Genomic DNA, 15,725 nt, shown 5'->3' on the forward strand with positions numbered 1-15,725 from the left:
ACCAGAGAGGTTCTGTGCTGCGAAGACCGCTATTCTACACACAATTTTGAGCACCACGCAAGTTCTGAGAAAAAATTTGGAAGAAGGCATCCACCCTGCCCGGCAACGGATACCTTGCCGCCTTGGATAATGCCCGTCCTATGGCATTGATTACCTTATTAGATGCGCAGCTGGCCTTTGGCCATGTGGCGCTGCTGGACCATGCAGCGTTCGCGCTGGAGACGCAGGAGCGCGTGGGACTGATTGGCCGCAATGGCGCCGGCAAGTCGTCGCTGCTCAAGATACTGGGCGGACTGGAGAAGCCCGATGACGGCCAGCTGCAGATCCAGGGTGGGTTGCGGGTGGCCTTCGTGGCACAGGAACCGGCGCTCGACCCGGCCCACTCTATATTTGAAGCGGCCTCGGATGGCCTCAGGCACGTCACCGAGCTGCGGGCGCGCTATTTCGCCGCGGCCGAGGGCGAGGACCTGGACGCGCTGCAGTCGCAGATCGAGGCGCACAACGCCTGGAACTGGGAACAGCGCGTGGAAGAGACGCTGCAGCGCCTGCACCTGGATAGCGCCGCCATCGTCGGCACGCTGTCGGGCGGCACCAAGAAGCGCGTGGCGCTGGCCCAGGCCCTGGTGTCGCAACCCGATGTGCTGCTGCTGGACGAGCCGACCAACCACCTGGACCTGGATTCCATCACCTGGCTGGAGGACCTGCTGCTGGACTTCAAGGGCAGCGTGGTCACCATCACCCACGACCGCGCCTTCCTGGACCGCATCGCCACCCGCATCGTCGAGCTGGACCGCGGCAACCTGCGCAGCTACCCCGGCAACTTCGCGCAGTACGTGCTGCAGAAGGAAGAGCAGCTGGCGCAGGAGGCCGTCATCAATGCCAAGGCCGACAAGCTGCTGGCCCAGGAGGAAGTGTGGATCCGCAAGGGCGTGGAGGCCCGCCGCACCCGCAGCCAGAGCCGCGTCGAGCGCCTGAAGACCCTGCGCTCCAACCGCGAGGCCCGGCGCGAGACGCTGGGCAGCGTCAATATGGACATCGCCTCGGGCATGCAGGGCAGCTACCAGGGCAAGATCGTGGCCGAGCTCAAGCATGTCGGCAAGGCCTTTGGCGACCGGACCATCGTGCGCGATTTCAGCGCCACCATCCTGCGCGGCGACAAGGTGGGCCTGATCGGCCCGAACGGCGCGGGCAAGACCACGCTGCTCAAGCTGATCCTGGGCGAGCTGGCGGCCGACAGCGGCAGCATCCGCCAGGGCGCGAACCTGCAGGTGGCGTATTTCGACCAGATGCGCGAGGCGATCGACCTGGATGCGACGCTGGAGGACTTCATCAGCCCCGGCAGCGAGTGGATCGAGATCGGCAACCAGCGCAAGCATGTCAAGAGCTACCTGAACGACTTCCTGTTCTCGCCGGCGCGGGCCCTGTCGCCGGTGCGTTCGCTGTCGGGCGGCGAGCGCAACCGCCTGCTGCTGGCGCGGCTGTTCGCCCGTCCGGCCAACGTGCTGGTGCTGGACGAGCCGACGAACGACCTGGACATCGACACGCTGGACCTGCTCGAAGAGCTGCTGCAAAGCTACGAAGGCACGGTGTTCCTGGTCAGCCACGACCGCAGCTTCCTCGACAACGTGGTCACCAGCATCATCGCCGCCGAGGGCGACGGCGCCTGGCGCGAATATGAAGGCAGCGTGCAGGACTGGCTGACGCAGTCGCGCCGCGCCAAGGAGATCGCCGCGCAGGCCGCACCCAAGCCGGCAGCTGCGCCCGCGCCGGCCGCCGCAGCGGCTGCCGGCAAGCCCGCCGCCGACGGCAAGGCGCTCAAGCGCAAGCTCAGCTACAAGGAGCAGCGCGAGCTGGAACAGCTGCCCGCCACCATCGAGGCGCTGGAGGCCGAGCAGAAAGCCATCCAGGCCGAGCTGGCCGACGGCAGCATCTACACCAAGGATGGCGTGCGCGCCACCCAACTGCATCAGCGCGACGGCGAGATCGAGGAAGCCCTGCTCGAAGCCCTGATGCGCTGGGAAGAGCTGTCGGCCTGATCCAGCCTCCGCCAGTTACTACCAAAACAATAGCCTCCAGCGCTTACCACATAAGCGCTGGAAGCTATTTTTATTGCTATTTCTGCGGCTGCACCACCGGCACGGCCTTGGCACGGCGCTGGCGCAGCCAGCGCCGGCCCAGCGCCAGCGCGGGCAGGCCCAGCAAGGCCAGCAGCACCAGCCACGGCAGCGCGCCCGCCGCCGTCACCACCAGCGCGCGGGCGCTGTCGTTGAAGGTGCGCCACGACTGCGACCAGGTGCGCTGCCAGGGGCTGTAGGTGCCCGACAGCAGCGCCGCCTGCGGCACGAAGCCCATCTGCACGAGCTGCTTGGTGGTTTCGCGCGCCAGTAGGGCGCGCTGGGTCTGGGCCGCGTCAATCTCGGCCTGCACACGCGACAGCGTGTCGCGGATCTCCATCAGGTCGGAAAGCGTGCGCTTAACGCCCTTTTCGCGCAGCAGTTCGCGCAGGCTGTCGCGGTACTCGCTGCGGTTCTTGATCTGCGCCTCGACATCGACCACCTGGGCGGTCTTGTCCTCGGACGTGGTCTGGTGGCTGAGCACCCGTGCCTCGCCGCCCAGCGCAGAGGTAAGCGCCGCAAAGTCGCGCGGGTTGACACGCATGTTCAGGTAGGCGCGGGCCGCGGCATGCGGGGTTTCGCGCTGCAGCGCCGACTCCTCGACCTGGCAGTCGAGTTGCTCGCAGCGCTGGCGCACCGCCTCCCATAGCGCGCTCAGGCTGGCGGCCGGGGTTTCGACCTGCATCTGGTGGCGCACGGCCAGATGGCGCTGGCTCTGCGCGGGCGCGGCTGCGCCCGCCGCCCCGCCGGCGGCGTCCTGGACCTTGGCCAGCGCCAGCTCGGCCACCGGCGCGCGGCGGGCACGCTCCATCGCAGCCAGGGGCGCGGGCGGCGCGGCGGATGCGATGGGCGCGGCAGGCGCAGCGGTCTCGGCACTGCGCCCGCCGTCTTCGGGCGAGCAGGCGGACAGCAATAGCGCCGCCGCCAGGGCCGCAGGCAGGGCACGCCAGCGGATGCGCGGCGAGGTGGAGGACGATGCAGGGCGGTGTGGCATAGAGGGTTGCTCCGGTTGAAGTGATGGCAGCGCATGAACCGCACGACGGCCGCCAACGGGGTCAAACCGTTACACACGCAAACAAAACAGGCACTGCCCCTGTCCAAGCCGCCGTCGAACGATCAAGCCAGCCATCGCAAACGACGATGCCAAAATGAACATTGAAGGGTAAAATTGCTCCAGCATTCGCTGCACAAGAATACTTACCCACCATGAAAAGCTCCGAGCGCAGTTTTGCGCGCCGAATCGACCTGACCTCGCTGCAGCTCTTCGTGGCCGTGTGCGAGCTGGGCAGCATCGGCCGCGCGGCGGAGCGTGAGTTCATCGCGGCCTCGGCCGTGAGCAAGCGCCTGTCCGACCTGGAAACCGCGGTGGACACCGCCCTGCTCTACCGCCACAGCCGCGGCGTGACGCTGACCCCCGCCGGCGAAAGCCTGCTGCACCATGCGCGCAACGTGCTCTTTGGCCTGGAGCGCATGCAAGGCGAGCTGAGCGAATACGCCGACGGCGTGCGCGGCCACGTGCGCGTGCATGCCAACATCTCGGCCATCGTGCAGTTCCTGCCCGAGGACCTGGGCAGCTTTGCCCGCGAGCACGGCCAGGTCAAGATCGACCTGCAGGAGCACCTGAGCGCCGCCGTGATCCAGGCCGTGCAGGAAGGCACGACCGACCTGGGCATCTGCAACCTCGGCGCGCGCGAACCGGGCGAGCTGGAGCTGCAGGCCCGCCCCTACCGCAGCGACCACCTGATGCTGGTCGTGCCGCTGGGCCACCCGCTGGCGTCGCGCGACGCGATCAGCTTCGAGGAAACGCTGGAGTGGGACATCGTGGGCCTGCAGTCGGGCAGCAGCATCAGCCAGGCCATGCGCACGGCCTCGGGCCAGCTGCACCGGCCGCTGCGCCAGCGCATCCAGGTCACCAGCCTCGACGCCATGTGCCGCATGATCGACAACGGCCTGGGCATCGGCCTGGTGCCGGACCGCGCTTTCGCGCTGATGCACGGCGTGGGCAACCTGCGCGGCATCCCGCTGACCGACGGCTGGGCCCACCGCGAGCTGACGCTGATCGCGCGCGACTTCGACACCCTGCCGGTGACCGCGCGCCTGCTGGTCGAGCACCTGTGCCGCCACCACACGGCCGCCGCGGCACCCGCCCCCGCATCCCTGGCCGCCGCCCTCTGAGCGGCGCCGCCCCCCCCTTTGTTAGACGAAAGAGAGACACGATGACCGGACGCACGCTGTACGACAAGATCTGGGACGAACATGTCGTCCACACCGAAGAGGACGGCACCGCCATCCTCTACATCGACCGCCACCTGGTGCACGAAGTGACCAGCCCGCAGGCCTTCGAGGGCCTGCGCATGGCCGGCCGCAAGCTGTGGCGCATCAGCTCGGTCGTGGCCACGGCCGACCACAACACGCCCACCACCGGCTGGGAGCGCGGCTACGACGGCATCGAGGACCCGATCAGCAAGGAACAGATCACCACGCTGAACACCAACATCGGCGAGTTCGGCTCGGCCGCGTTCTTCCCCTTCATGGACAAGGGCCAGGGCATCGTCCACGTGATGGGCCCCGAGCAGGGCGCGACGCTGCCCGGCATGACCGTGGTCTGCGGCGACAGCCACACCTCCACGCACGGCGCCTTCGGCGCGCTGGCGCACGGCATCGGCACCTCCGAGGTCGAGCACGTGATGGCCACGCAGACCCTGCTGGCCAAGAAAGCCAAGAACATGCTGATCAAGGTGGACGGCAAGGTCGCCCCCGGCGTGACGGCCAAGGACATCGTGCTCGCCATCATCGGCAAGATCGGCACCGCCGGCGGCACGGGCTACACCATCGAGTTCGCCGGCTCCGCCATCCGCGACCTGACCGTCGAAGGCCGCATGACGGTGTGCAACATGGCCATCGAGGCCGGTGCGCGCGCCGGCCTGGTGGCCGTGGACGACAAGACCATCGCCTACGTGCAGGGCCGCCCGCTGGCGCCCACCGGCGTGGAATGGGACCAGGCCGTGGCCTACTGGAAGACGCTGCATTCCGACGCCGACGCCAAATTCGACGCCGTGGTCACGCTGCGCGCCGAGGACATCGTGCCCCAGGTCACCTGGGGTACCAGCCCCGAGATGGTGCTGGGCGTGGACGGCGCCGTGCCCGATCCGGACAAGGAAAAGGACCCGAACAAGCGCGGCGCCATCGAGCGCGCGCTGACCTACATGAACCTGGAGCCCGGCAAGCCCATCGACGACATCTTCGTCGACAAGGTCTTCATCGGCTCGTGCACCAACAGCCGCATCGAGGACATGCGCGAGGCCGCCGCCGTGGTCAAGAAGCTGGGCCAGAAGGTGGCCAAGAACATCAAGCTGGCCATGGTCGTGCCCGGCTCGGGCCTGGTCAAGGAGCAGGCCGAGCGTGAAGGCCTGGACCAGATCTTCAAGGCCGCGGGCTTTGAATGGCGCGAGCCCGGCTGCTCGATGTGCCTGGCGATGAACGCCGACCGCCTGGAGCCCGGCGAGCGCTGCGCCTCCACCAGCAACCGCAACTTCGAGGGCCGCCAGGGCGCGGGCGGGCGCACCCACCTGGTCAGCCCCGCGATGGCCGCCGCCGCCGCGATCCACGGCCACTTCGTGGACATCCGCCGCTTCGCCTGACCCCCATTTCCGGAATCACACCATGCAACAGTTCACCATCCACAAGGGTCTCGTGGCGCCGATGGACCGCGAGAACGTCGACACCGACGCCATCATCCCCAAGCAGTTCCTCAAGTCGATCAAGAAGACCGGCTTCGGCCCCAACCTGTTCGACGAATGGCGCTACCTGGACCAGCCGGGCCAGCCCGGCGTGCCCGAGTCCGACCGCAAGCCCAACCCCGACTTCGTGCTCAACCTGCCGCGCTACCAGGGCGCCAGCGTGCTGATCGCGCGCAAGAACTTCGGCTGCGGCTCTAGCCGCGAGCACGCGCCCTGGGCGCTGGACCAGTACGGCTTTCGCGCCGTCATCGCACCGAGCTTTGCCGACATCTTCTTCAACAACTGCTTCAAGAACGGCCTGCTGCCCATCGTGCTGCCCGAGGCCACGGTGGACCTGCTGTTCAACGAGGTCTTCGCCTTCCCCGGCTACGAGCTGACCATCGACCTGGAGCGCCAGGTGATCGTGCGTCCGCAGGGCGAGGAGATCCCGTTCGACGTGATCGCCTTCCGCAAGTACTGCCTGCTCAACGGCTTCGACGACATCGGCCTCACGCTGCGCCAGGCTGACAAGATCCGCGCCTACGAGGCCAACCGCCTGGCCACCAAGCCCTGGCTGGCGCACAGCCTGACCCAGGTCTGATTCAAAAAAGTGAGCTGCTAGCGCTCACTGCAAGCCAGATTCAAATATCTTTCTTTTTTAATCTGGCTTGCAGAAAGCGCCAGCAGCTATCAAATTAGCAAGGAAACATTCATGAAAATCGCAGTTCTGCCCGGCGACGGCATCGGCCCCGAAATCGTTGCGGAAGCCATCAAGGTGCTCGACAAGCTGAACCTCGGCATCGCCATGGACGCCGCGCCCGTCGGCGGCGCCGCCTACGAGGCCGCTGGCCACCCGCTGCCCGAGAGCACGCTGAAGCTGGCCCGCGAATCCGACGCCATCCTGTTCGGCGCCGTGGGCGACTGGAAGTACGACACGCTGGAGCGCGCGCTGCGCCCCGAGCAGGCCATCCTCGGCCTGCGCAAGGCGCTGGGCCTGTTCGCCAACTTCCGCCCCGCCATCTGCTACAAGGAACTGACCCACGCCTCCAGCCTCAAGCCCGAGCTGGTCGCGGGCCTCGACATCCTCATCATCCGCGAGCTGACCGGCGACATCTACTTCGGCCAGCCGCGCGGCCGCCGCAGCGCTCCCGACGGCCACTTCCCCGGCGCCGAGGAAGCCTTCGACACCATGCGCTACTCGCGCCCCGAAATCGAGCGCATCGCCCATGTCGCCTTCCAGGCGGCACAAAAGCGCAGCAAGCGCGTAACCAGCGTGGACAAGGCCAACGTGCTCGAAACCTTCCAGCTGTGGAAGGACGTGGTCACCGAGGTGGGCAAGCAATACCCCGACGTGGCGCTGGACCATATGTATGTGGACAACGCCGCCATGCAACTGGTCAAGGAACCCAAGCGCTTCGACGTGGTCGTCACCGGCAACATGTTCGGCGACATCCTCTCCGACGAGGCCTCCATGCTCACCGGCTCCATCGGCATGCTGCCGTCCGCCAGCCTGAACGACAAGAAGCAAGGCCTGTACGAGCCCAGCCACGGCTCGGCGCCCGACATCGCCGGCAAGGGCATCGCCAACCCGCTGGCCACCATCCTCTCGGCCGCGATGATGCTGCGCTTCAGCCTGAACCAGGAAGCCGCCGCCCAGCGCATCGAAGCCGCCGTGCAGAAGGTGCTGGCTCAAGGGTTGCGCACCGCCGACATCTACAGCGAAGGCACGACCAAGGTCTCCACCGTGGAGATGGGCGACGCCGTCGTCGCCGCGCTGTAAGCCACGCGGCCTCCCCGGCGGCCGCGCGTCGCCGGGGAGACCTGGTTGGTATTGCCAATTTCGTCGAATCGACGAAATAAACCAATCAAAAACGTCGATTCAGCCATTTTAAACGCTGTTTTTCGATCAATTCGTTGTTTTTCTGGCCATTGCCTGTGCGGTTTTTCGTCACAGCGTCGCCGATTGCCACTACAATGGCCCGCATGATGTCCGCGCCCCGCACGCTCTCCTTATCGACCGCGATGCCCGCTATTGAAGCCGGCCTGGCGGCGCGCGCCATCACCACCAAAATTACGACGATTACCGGCTGACCAGCCTGGTTCGTCGCGCCCTTGATCCGGCCAGACGAGCCGGGCAAAGCAGTCACCACAAGCACTGTTTTTCAAACTGAAAGGGCATTTCACATGAGCAAGCAATTGGTAGGCCTGGTCGGCTGGCGCGGCATGGTCGGCTCCGTCCTGATGGACCGCATGCAGGCCGAAGGCGACTTCGAGCTGATCGAGCCGGTGTTCTTCTCCACCTCCAACGCCGGCGGCAAGGCCCCGGCCATGGCCAAGACCCACACCCAGCTCAAGGACGCGAACGACATCGCCGAACTGGCCAAGTGCGACATCATCATCACCTGCCAGGGCGGCGACTACACCAAGGAAGTCTTCCCCCAGATCCGCGCCGCCGGCTGGAACGGCCACTGGATCGACGCCGCCTCGTCGCTGCGCATGGAAGGCGATGCCGTCATCGTGCTCGACCCCGTCAATGACGGCCTCATCCAGCAAAAGCTCGCCGCGGGCGGCAAGAACTGGATCGGCGGCAACTGCACCAACTCCATCCTGTTGATGGGCCTGGGCGGCCTGTTCAAGGCCGGCCTGGTCGAGTGGGTCTCGTCGATGACCTACCAGGCAGCCTCGGGCGGCGGCGCCAACCACATGCGCGAACTGCTCAAGGGCATGGGCGTGGTGCACGCCGCCGTGGCCGACGAGCTGGCCACGCCCGCTTCCGCCATCCTCGAGATCGACCGCAAGGTGGCCGCCACCATCCGCGAAGACGTGCCCACCGAATTCTTCGGTGCCCCGCTGGCCGGCGGCCTGATCCCCTGGATCGACGCCCAGCTGGACAACGGCCAATCCAAGGAAGAATGGAAGGGCCAGGCCGAGGTCAACAAGATCCTGGGCACCGAGGCCACCATCCCCGTCGATGGCCTGTGCGTGCGCATCGGCGCCATGCGCTGCCACTCGCTGGCACTGACGCTCAAGCTCAAGAAGGACCTGCCCCTGGCCGAGATCGAAGCCCTGATCCAGAGCGGCAACCCCTGGGTCAAGTTCGTCGCCAACGAGCGCGCGCTGACCGTCAAGGAACTGACCCCCGCCGCCGTGACCGGTGGCCTCGAAGTGGCCGTGGGCCGCGTGCGCAAGCTCAACATGGGCCCCGAGTACGTGTCCGCCTTCGTCATCGGCGACCAGCTGCTGTGGGGCGCCGCCGAGCCGCTGCGCCGCATGCTGCGCATCCTGCTGGCCGCCTGATGCACCCCTGATGCCGGCGCCTTCGGGCACCGGCCACGCCAAGCACCCACGGGTTCGCCCCTGGGTGCTTTTTCATGGGCCGCATTGCCTAGTTGTCATTTCGCAACAATTTGTACAAAGGCATTTTCATAGCAGCCCCGATCCGCGCCGCCGATAGAGGGCTCGGCTTGTCACTGCCATGCATTGCTGATAATGTGCCCGGATCAAAAATTACTTGGTTAGAGGGACGGGTTTCGTGATGACTACAAGAACAACCCCAGCTGCTTCCGCATTCATCCAAATTCCCAAAAGCACCATGCACCGTTGGAAACTCACGGCGTTGGCGGCAGCCACCACGGCTGCGCTTGGCTTGTATTCGTTGGAAGCGTCGGCGCTGACGCTGGGCAAGATCACCGTCAAATCCGCGCTCGGCGAGCCGCTGCGCGCCGAGATCGATGTGCTCGACATCTCGCCGGGCGAAGCCGATTCGCTGCAGGTCAAGCCCGCGGCCGCCAATGTGTTCCGCGCCCAGGGCATGGAGCACACCAGCACCGCCGGCAGCGTGCAGATGCGCCTGCAGCGGCGCGCCAACGGCGCCGCCGCCATCGTGCTCAGCACCAGCCAGCCGGTGAACGAGCCCTTTGTCGACCTGGTCATCGACGCCAACTGGAGTGCCGGCCAGGTGGTGCGCAGCTACACCATGCTGCTGGACCCGCCCAGCCCCCGCAAGGCCGCCCCCGCCGCCAGTACCGCACCGCAGATCGCCGACAGCGCCCCCGCAGCGCCCGTGCGCCGGGCACCCGAGCGCGTGCAGGCCGAGCCCCAGGCCATGCCAGCCCCCGCAGCGCCGCGCCCGCAGCGTGCCGCGCCGGAGCGCGCCCCTGCCGATACCGCAGGCGCCAGCCGTGCCGATGCCGTGCGCGTGCAGCGCGGCGATACCGCCGGCCGCATCGCGGCCCTGCACAGGCCGGCCGGCGTGTCGCTCGACCAGATGCTGATCGCCGTGATGCAGGCCAACCCTGGGGCCTTCGGCAGCGGCAACGTCAACCGCCTGAAGGCCGGCGCCGTGCTGCGCATGCCCAGCGCCGCCGAGGCCCAGGCCATCTCGCCGCAGCAGGCCCGCCAGATGGTGGCCGCGCAAAGCCGCGACTTCAACGAATACCGCCGCCAGCTCGCCAGCAAGGCCGCCACCACGCAGACCGATGCCGATGCCCGCTCGGCCAGCGGCAAGGTGCAGGCCACCGTGGACGACAAGAAGGCCCCGGCCGGCAAGCCCGACCAACTCACGCTGTCCAAGGGCGCCATCCAGGACTCGGACAAGAAGACCGCCGAGGCCCGCGTCGCCCAGGCCGAGACCTCCAATGCCGCCGCCAGCCGCACCTCCGAGCTGGACCGCAACATCGCCGAGCTGAACAAGCTCAAGGCAGCGGCCGGTGCAGCAACGGCTTCCGGAACAGCAGCTCCCGGAGCGGCGGCTCCCGTCGCCGAAGCCGCCAAGCCAGGGGCCGCCGCGCCTGCAGCCGCCGGCACACCTGCTCCTGCCGCAACCCCGGCTGCCGTGGCCCCCACCGCCGCCGCGCCGGCCCCCGAGGCGCCTGCCGCTGCCCCTGCCCCGGCCGAAGCGCCCGCAGCAGCCCCGGCTCCCGCCTCCCAACCCAAGCCGCCCGCTCCAGCGCCGGCACCGGTGGCCGAGCCCAGCTTTATCGATGGCCTGCTCGAGAACCCGCTGCTGCTGCCCGCCGGCGGCGGCCTGGCCGCGCTGCTGCTGGGCCTGCTTGGCTTCCGCGCCTACCAGCGCCGCAAGGCCAACGCCACGCCGCTGGGCGGCGGCGAGGACTCGCGCCTGGACAGCAGCCTGGCGCAGGACTCCTTCTTCGGCGCCAGCGGCGGCGAGCACATCGACACCTCGGTCAGCCAGATGACCACCGGCAACTCGTCGATGGCCTACACGCCCAGCCAACTGGATACCGGCGATGTCGACCCGGTGGCCGAGGCCGATGTGTATCTGGCCTATGGCCGCGACCTGCAGGCCGAGGAAATCCTCAAGGAAGCGCTGCGCCACACCCCCGCGCGCACCGCCCTGCACGCCAAGCTGGCCGAGATCTATGCCAAGCGCAAGAACCGGCTCGCGCTCGAGGCCATCGCCAAGGAGGCCCGCACGCTGACCCAGGCCAGCGGCCCGGACTGGCTGCGCATCTCCGCGCTGGGCCTGGAGCTGGACCCCGGCAACGACATCTACCGCAGCGCCGCGGCCACCGTGCCGCCGGCCGGCCTGGCGGCGGCCGCAGCCCTGGGCGCCGCCGCTGCTGCCGCGCCGCTGGGCTTCGAGCCTACCCGCCCCAGCCCGGATGCCGATGCCCCGCCGCCGTCCGGCGACTTCGGCGCCAGCTCGGGCCTGGACTTCGAGATCAGCAGCCAGCACACCGATGCATCGGCTCCCGGCGCGGAGCCGGCCGAGCCGCCGCCGTCCATGGCCGACTTCGAGCGCCAGCTGGCCGAGGCCCTGAACCTGCCGGCTGCAGCTCCGGCCGAGCCTGTGCAGACGGCTCCCACGCCGCCGACCACGCTGGATTTCCAGCTTAGCGGCTTCGACGTGTCGAGCACCACCGCGCAGATGCCCCTGGCCTCGAATGAGGCCAACTCCAAGAGCATGGACTTCGACCTGAGCGGCCTGTCGCTGGACCTGCCCGGCAACGACCTGCTGCACACCCAGCCCGCCGAGCTGACGGAGAACGGCGAGCTGCGCATGGACGACAGCGACCCGCACGCCACCAAGCTGGCGCTGGCGCAGGAGTTCCTGGCCATCGGCGACGGCGAAGGCGCCCGCTCGCTGGCGCAGGAAGTGCTGGCCGAATCCACCAGCGCCACGGTCAAGGCCGCCGCGCAGAAGCTGCTGGCGGAGATCCGCTAGACCCACGGCCCGGGCTGCGCAGGTCATGGCCGCGTCACGGAGAAGTGCCTTCCGCGCGGTATGATGGCCGGATGCGCGTAGCACTGGGGATTTCCTACAACGGGCAGGCGTACCAGGGCTGGCAGAGCCAGCCTTCCGGCAACACCGTCCAAGACCAACTCGAAGCGGCCCTGGGCCGCTTCGCCACTTGTGCCATTTCCACCGTCTGCGCCGGGCGCACCGATGCCGGCGTGCACGGGCTGATGCAGGTGGCGCACTTCGACACCGAACTGCAGCGCGCCGAAAGCTCCTGGGTGCGCGGCACCAACACCTTCTTGCCGCCGGGCATCGCCGTGCAATGGGCACGCGAAGTGCCCGAGGCCTTCCACTCGCGTGCTTGCGCCGTCTCGCGCCGCTATGCCTACGTGCTGCTGCAGTCACCGGTGCGCCCCAGCATCGAGGCCGGGCGCGTGGGCTGGGTGTTCCAGCCACTCGACCTGCAAGCCATGCAGTCGGCCGCCGCGATGCTGCTGGGCGAGCACGACTTCAGCTCGTTCCGCGCTGCCGGCTGCCAGGCCAAGACGCCGGTCAAGACACTGCACCGCATAGCCATCAGCCACGGCACGCCGCGCGAAAGCCCGGCGCGCGATACGGTGCCTTCGTGCTACTGGCGCTTCGAGTTCGAGGGCAATGCCTTCCTGCACCATATGATCCGCAACATCATGGGCTGCCTCATCATGATCGGCCAGGGCGTCAAGCCCGTGGCCTGGATGCAGCAGGTGCTGGACGCCCGCAGCCGCGAGACGGCCGCGCCCACCTTCTCGCCCGACGGGCTGTACTTCCTCGGCCCGCAGTACGATGCCAGCTGGGGCCTGCCCACGCAGGCGGTTTCCTTCGACTGGCTGGCCGGATCACCATGACCTACCGCACCCGAATCAAGATCTGCGGGCTGACCCGCGAGCAGGACGTGGACGCCGCCGTGCAGGCCGGCGCCGATGCCATCGGCTTCGTGATGTACGCCAAGAGCCCGCGCGCCGTCACGCCCGAGCGCGCCGCCGGGCTGGCCCGGCGCCTGCCGGCGTTCGTCACGCCGGTGCTGCTGTTCGTCAATGAAGATCCTGCAAAAGTAATAGCTGCTTGCGCAAGCGTATCGGGCTCTATCGTGCAATTTCATGGTGATGAAACACCCGAGGACTGCCTGGCCGCCACCGGCCAGGGGCAACGGCCCTTCCTGCGGGCGGCGCGCATACCCCTCGGGGACGGCGCGGCGCAGTTCGACCTCGTAGAATATGCCCATCGTTATTCTCGCGCCCAGGCCATCCTGCTCGACGCCCACGTCGACGGCTATGGCGGCGGCGGCAAGGCATTCAATTGGTCACTTCTGCCAACAAGCGTCAGCTCTCACCTCGTTTTGTCTGGTGGACTCACGCCTGCAAACGTGACCGATGGCATCTTGCAGGTGCAGCCGCGGGCGCTTTCGCTCGCGGTTGACGTCAGCTCCGGCGTCGAGATGAACGGCCCCGACGGGCAGCCCGTCAAGGGCATCAAGGACGCCGACAAGATCCACCGCTTCGTGGCCGCCGTGCGCGCGGCCGACGAGCAACTTGCCAAGAAATGATTTCGCATGTTTGACTACCAGCAACCCGATGCCGGCGGCCACTTCGGCCCCTATGGCGGCAGCTTCGCCAGCGAGACGCTGACCCACGCGCTCACCGAGCTGCGCGAGGCCTATGCGCGCTACCAGAACGACCCGGACTTCCTCGCCGAATTCCGCTACGAACTGGCGCACTATGTGGGTCGGCCCTCGCCGGTCTACCACGCGGCGCGCATGTCGCGCGAGATGGGCGGCGCCCAGATCTACCTCAAGCGCGAGGACCTGAACCACACCGGCGCGCACAAGATCAACAACGTGATCGGCCAGGCCATGCTCGCCAAGCGCATGGGCAAGCCGCGCATCATCGCCGAGACCGGCGCCGGCCAGCACGGCGTGGCCACGGCCACCATCTGCGCCCGCTACGGGCTGGAATGCGTGGTCTACATGGGCAGCGAGGACATCAAGCGCCAGAGCCCCAACGTCTACCGCATGAAGCTGCTGGGCGCCACCGTGGTGCCCGTTGACTCCGGCAGCCGCACGCTCAAGGACGCGCTGAACGAGGCCATGCGCGACTGGGTGGCCAACGTGGACAACACCTTCTACATCATCGGCACCGTGGCCGGCCCGCACCCCTACCCGATGATGGTGCGCGACTTCCAGAGCGTGATTGGCAATGAATGCCTCACGCAGATGCCCGAGCTGCTGAAGGCCCAGCACGCCGCCGCAGAGCAACCCGACGCGGTGCTCGCCTGCGTGGGCGGCGGCAGCAATGCCATGGGCATCTTCCACCCCTATATTCCCTACGAGAACACGCAGCTGATCGGCGTCGAGGCCGCCGGTGAAGGCCTGGACAGCGGCAAGCACTCGGCCAGCCTGCAGCGCGGCTCGTCGGGCGTGCTGCACGGCAACCGCACCTTCATCCTGCAGGACGAGAACGGCCAGATCACCGAGACCCACAGCATCAGCGCGGGCCTGGACTACCCCGGCGTCGGCCCCGAGCACGCCTGGCTGCAGGAGATCGGCCGCGCGCAGTACGTGGGCATCACCGATTCGGAAGCGCTCGAGGCCTTCCACTACCTGTGCCGGGCCGAGGGCATCATCCCCGCGCTCGAATCCAGCCATGCCGTGGCCTATGCGATGAAGCTGGCCAAGACCATGCGCGCCGACCAGTCCATCCTCGTGTGCCTGTCGGGCCGCGGCGACAAGGACATCGGCACCGTGGCCGACCTCTCCGGCGTCGATTTCTACACCCAGCCCTCCGCCCGTGGCGTGACCGTGAAGGGGGCGCAATCCAAATGAGCCGCATCCAAGCTACCTTCGAGCAACTGCAGCAATCCGGCCGCAAGGCGCTGATTCCCTATGTCACGGCCGGCTTTCCGTTCGCCGACATCACGCCGTCGCTGATGCACGGCATGGTCGAGGCCGGCGCCGACGTGATCGAGCTGGGCGTGCCCTTCTCCGACCCGATGGCCGACGGCATCGTCATCCAGCGCGCCGGCGAAAAGGCGCTGTCGCTGGGCATAGGCATGAAGCAGGTGCTCGGCCATGTGCGCGAGTTCCGCAAGAAGAACGAGCACACGCCCGTGGTGCTGATGGGCTATGCCAACCCGGTGGAGCGCTACGACCAGCTGCACGGCGCGGGCGCCTTCGTGCGCGATGCGGCCGAGGCCGGCGTGGACGGCGTGCTGGTGGTCGACTACCCGCCCGAGGAATGCGAGCAGTTCGCCGCCGACCTGCGCGCCCACGGCATGGACCTGATCTTCCTGCTGGCCCCCACGTCCACGCCGCTGCGCATGCAGCAGGTGGCGCGCATCGCCAGCGGCTACGTGTACTACGTCTCGCTCAAGGGCGTGACCGGCGCGGGCACGCTCGACACCGCCGCCGTCGAAGAGATGCTGCCCCGCATCCGCGAGCACGTGAAGATCCCCGTCGGCGTGGGCTTCGGCATCCGCGACGCGCAGACCGCCCAGGCCATCGGCCGCGTGGCCGATGCCGTCGTCATCGGCAGCCGTATCATCCAGCTCATCGAAAACCAGCCGCACGAGAAGGTGGTGCCGGTCACGGCCGACTTCCTGCGCGGCATCCGCAAGGCGCTTGACGCATAATGCGAGCCCGCGCGGCGCCGATCGCAC

The 15,725-nt window shown here is 67.8% G+C and carries 13 protein-coding genes; 11 read left to right on the forward strand and 2 right to left on the reverse strand.

Features of this window, described 5'->3' with window-relative positions:
• Positions 1-140 precede the first annotated feature (140 nt).
• Positions 141-2,036 (forward strand): ATP-binding cassette domain-containing protein, encoded by a 1,896-nt coding sequence (locus tag ACYVKR_RS00390; RefSeq protein ID WP_460478725.1) that lies wholly within the window; start codon positions 141-143, stop codon positions 2,034-2,036.
• 76 nt (positions 2,037-2,112) lie between these two features.
• Here the strand turns inward: ACYVKR_RS00390 and ACYVKR_RS00395 are convergent, their stop codons facing one another.
• Complete coding sequence (locus ACYVKR_RS00395; RefSeq protein WP_460478726.1) at positions 2,113-3,108, reverse strand: DUF4349 domain-containing protein; 996 nt, start codon at positions 3,106-3,108, stop codon at positions 2,113-2,115.
• Positions 3,109-3,320: 212 nt separating this feature from the next.
• Here ACYVKR_RS00395 and ACYVKR_RS00400 point away from each other — a divergent pair, with 212 nt between their 5' ends.
• The 4 genes from ACYVKR_RS00400 (at position 3,321) to leuB (ending at position 7,613) form a co-directional block, all read left to right on the forward strand.
• Complete coding sequence (locus ACYVKR_RS00400) at positions 3,321-4,289, forward strand: LysR family transcriptional regulator (protein WP_460478727.1); 969 nt, start codon at positions 3,321-3,323, stop codon at positions 4,287-4,289.
• A gap of 41 nt (positions 4,290-4,330) precedes the next feature.
• Positions 4,331-5,755: a 3-isopropylmalate dehydratase large subunit gene (leuC, locus tag ACYVKR_RS00405; protein WP_460478728.1), complete on the forward strand. Its 1,425-nt coding sequence runs from the start codon at positions 4,331-4,333 to the stop codon at positions 5,753-5,755.
• A gap of 22 nt (positions 5,756-5,777) precedes the next feature.
• Positions 5,778-6,434 carry a 3-isopropylmalate dehydratase small subunit gene (gene leuD / locus ACYVKR_RS00410; RefSeq protein ID WP_460478729.1) on the forward strand — a complete coding sequence of 219 codons (657 nt, stop codon included), beginning with the start codon at positions 5,778-5,780 and terminating at the stop codon, positions 6,432-6,434.
• A gap of 111 nt (positions 6,435-6,545) precedes the next feature.
• Positions 6,546-7,613 carry a 3-isopropylmalate dehydrogenase gene (gene leuB / locus ACYVKR_RS00415; RefSeq protein WP_460478730.1) on the forward strand — a complete coding sequence of 356 codons (1,068 nt, stop codon included), beginning with the start codon at positions 6,546-6,548 and terminating at the stop codon, positions 7,611-7,613.
• Between the two features lie 85 nt (positions 7,614-7,698).
• On the opposite strand, the gene ACYVKR_RS00420 is transcribed toward leuB, so the two are convergent.
• Positions 7,699-7,980: a hypothetical protein gene (locus ACYVKR_RS00420; RefSeq protein WP_460478731.1), complete on the reverse strand. Its 282-nt coding sequence runs from the start codon at positions 7,978-7,980 to the stop codon at positions 7,699-7,701.
• A 37-nt stretch (positions 7,981-8,017) separates the two neighbouring features.
• Between ACYVKR_RS00420 and asd the strand changes: the two genes are divergently transcribed.
• The 6 genes from asd (at position 8,018) to trpA (ending at position 15,698) form a co-directional block, all read left to right on the forward strand.
• Positions 8,018-9,130, forward strand: coding sequence for an aspartate-semialdehyde dehydrogenase (gene asd, locus ACYVKR_RS00425; RefSeq protein WP_460478732.1), 1,113 nt, complete (start codon positions 8,018-8,020; stop codon positions 9,128-9,130).
• Positions 9,131-9,425: 295 nt separating this feature from the next.
• The gene (locus tag ACYVKR_RS00430) at positions 9,426-12,020 is read left to right on the forward strand and encodes a FimV/HubP family polar landmark protein (protein ID WP_460478733.1); all 2,595 of its coding nucleotides are present in this window, start codon (positions 9,426-9,428) and stop codon (positions 12,018-12,020) included.
• 71 nt (positions 12,021-12,091) lie between these two features.
• Positions 12,092-12,919, forward strand: a complete 828-nt coding sequence (truA, locus tag ACYVKR_RS00435; protein WP_460478734.1) for a tRNA pseudouridine synthase A — start codon at positions 12,092-12,094, stop codon at positions 12,917-12,919.
• The gene (locus ACYVKR_RS00440) at positions 12,916-13,617 is read left to right on the forward strand and encodes a phosphoribosylanthranilate isomerase (protein WP_460478735.1); all 702 of its coding nucleotides are present in this window, start codon (positions 12,916-12,918) and stop codon (positions 13,615-13,617) included. Before truA ends, ACYVKR_RS00440 begins: the two co-directional genes overlap by 4 nt.
• A gap of 6 nt (positions 13,618-13,623) precedes the next feature.
• Positions 13,624-14,892, forward strand: a complete 1,269-nt coding sequence (trpB, locus tag ACYVKR_RS00445; protein WP_460478736.1) for a tryptophan synthase subunit beta — start codon at positions 13,624-13,626, stop codon at positions 14,890-14,892.
• Positions 14,889-15,698 (forward strand): tryptophan synthase subunit alpha, encoded by an 810-nt coding sequence (gene trpA, locus ACYVKR_RS00450; RefSeq protein ID WP_460478737.1) that lies wholly within the window; start codon positions 14,889-14,891, stop codon positions 15,696-15,698. The genes trpB and trpA overlap by 4 nt, the downstream gene beginning before the upstream one ends.
• Positions 15,699-15,725 lie beyond the last annotated feature (27 nt).

This window comes from Comamonas humi, assembly GCF_054782535.1.